Source organism: Streptomyces sp. NPDC031132 (assembly GCF_055570595.1).
Window position 1 is genome coordinate 1 of the sequence record NZ_JBVIGX010000089.1, and the last position, 1291, is coordinate 1291.

2 protein-coding genes are annotated in these 1291 nt (G+C 65.8%); one reads left to right on the forward strand and one right to left on the reverse strand.

Features of this window, described 5'->3' with window-relative positions; all coding sequences use genetic code 11:
• Positions 1 to 51: 51 nt before the first annotated feature.
• Positions 52 to 865 (forward strand): IS5 family transposase gene (locus ACZ49B_RS39135; RefSeq protein WP_468316099.1). Its coding sequence is split into 2 segments (ribosomal slippage): positions 52 to 540 and positions 542 to 865, totalling 813 coding nucleotides; the frame shifts between segments, so codons are not numbered across the junction.
• On the opposite strand, the gene ACZ49B_RS39140 is transcribed toward ACZ49B_RS39135, so the two are convergent.
• Entirely contained in the window at positions 855 to 1211 is a 357-nt protein-coding gene (locus tag ACZ49B_RS39140; protein ID WP_468316096.1) for a hypothetical protein, read from the reverse strand. The two genes, ACZ49B_RS39135 and ACZ49B_RS39140, sit on opposite strands and share 11 nt — an antisense overlap.
• Positions 1212 to 1291: the final 80 nt, after the last annotated feature.

Here is a 1291-nt window from a genome sequence, read left to right on the forward strand (position 1 = left end):
AAAACGTCGTTTCTTATGGCGTGATTGTTCGTTGAGCCGTGTATGACGGATTTGGTCGAGCGGCTGGTGCCAGACGAGTTGTGGATGCTGTTTCGGCGGGTGGTGCCGCCGACGGAGGTGATACGCCCGCAGGGCGGCGGCCGGCGTCGGGCGGGTGATCGTGAAGCATTAGCTGCGATCATCTTCGTGGCCACCTCGGGCTGTGCCTGGCGACAGCTCCCGCCGGTGTTCGGTCCGAGCTGGCAGACGGTCTACCGACGCTTCGCCCAGTGGAGCCGGGCCCGGGTCTGGGCTCGGCTCCACCGCGTCATCCTCGACGAACTCGGCGTCCGCGGGGAACTGGACTGGTCGCGCTGCGCGATCGACTCCGTCAGCATGCGGGCTGCAAAAGGGGGGCCTCTGACGGGACCGAATCCGACCGACCGTGGCAAGCCCGGATCGAAAATCCACCTGATCACCGACCGGAACGGACTGCCGCTCTCACTGGGCATCTCGGGCGCGAACATGCACGACAGCCTCGGTCTTGAACCGCTCGTGCCGGGGCATCCCGCCGATCCGGTCCCGACGCGGACCTCGTCGACGGCGCCCCCACAAGCTCCACGGAGACAAGGGCTATGACTACGACCACCTGCGTCGATGGCTCCGCGGCCGCGGCATCCGCCACCGCATCGCACGCAAGGGCATCGAGTCCTCACAACGTCTCGGCCGCCACCGGTGGGTGGTCGAACGGACCGTGTCCTGGCTCGCCGGTTGCCGTCGGCTCCACCGTCGATACGAGCGCAGGGCCGAGCACTTCCTCGCCTTCGTTGGCATAGCCGCAGCCCTCATCGGCTATCGCCGGTTAGCGACCCTGCTCAAGGCCTGAGCCGGTCCTGCTGTACGTCGAAACAGACCAGACCCATGGACTCTGCCACGGCTGCCGCGTAGGCCGATGCCTCCTCGGCCATGCTCCACCGCATCGGGAAGTAGATCAACGGACCACTGGCCTCGCCGATCAACGGGCCGGACGACCAGGGGGAAGTATCCTCCTCGTCCTCGGTGAGGTCGCACCACCGCTCAAGAAGCGCCGCGACGTATGCCGCTATGCGTTCGGACGGAGGCTCCCCGAGCTCTCTGTCGATATAGCGGTCGTACAGGTCGCTGAAGACCCGGCCAGCGGACTTGTCATCCGCCGGCCTCTCGCCTTCCCACACAGCCAAGTCGTAGCTCATGCCCGGAGGCTCTCACAGAGCACGGACACACGTCGTCGCTGGTCAACAGCACGGACTTCAACCAAAGGAAACGACGTCTA

Coding starts and splice junctions, on each gene's coding strand:
- ACZ49B_RS39140 (WP_468316096.1), bottom strand. CDS start 1,211: ATGAGCTACGACTTGGCTGTGTGGGAAGGCGAGAGGCCGGCGGATGAC.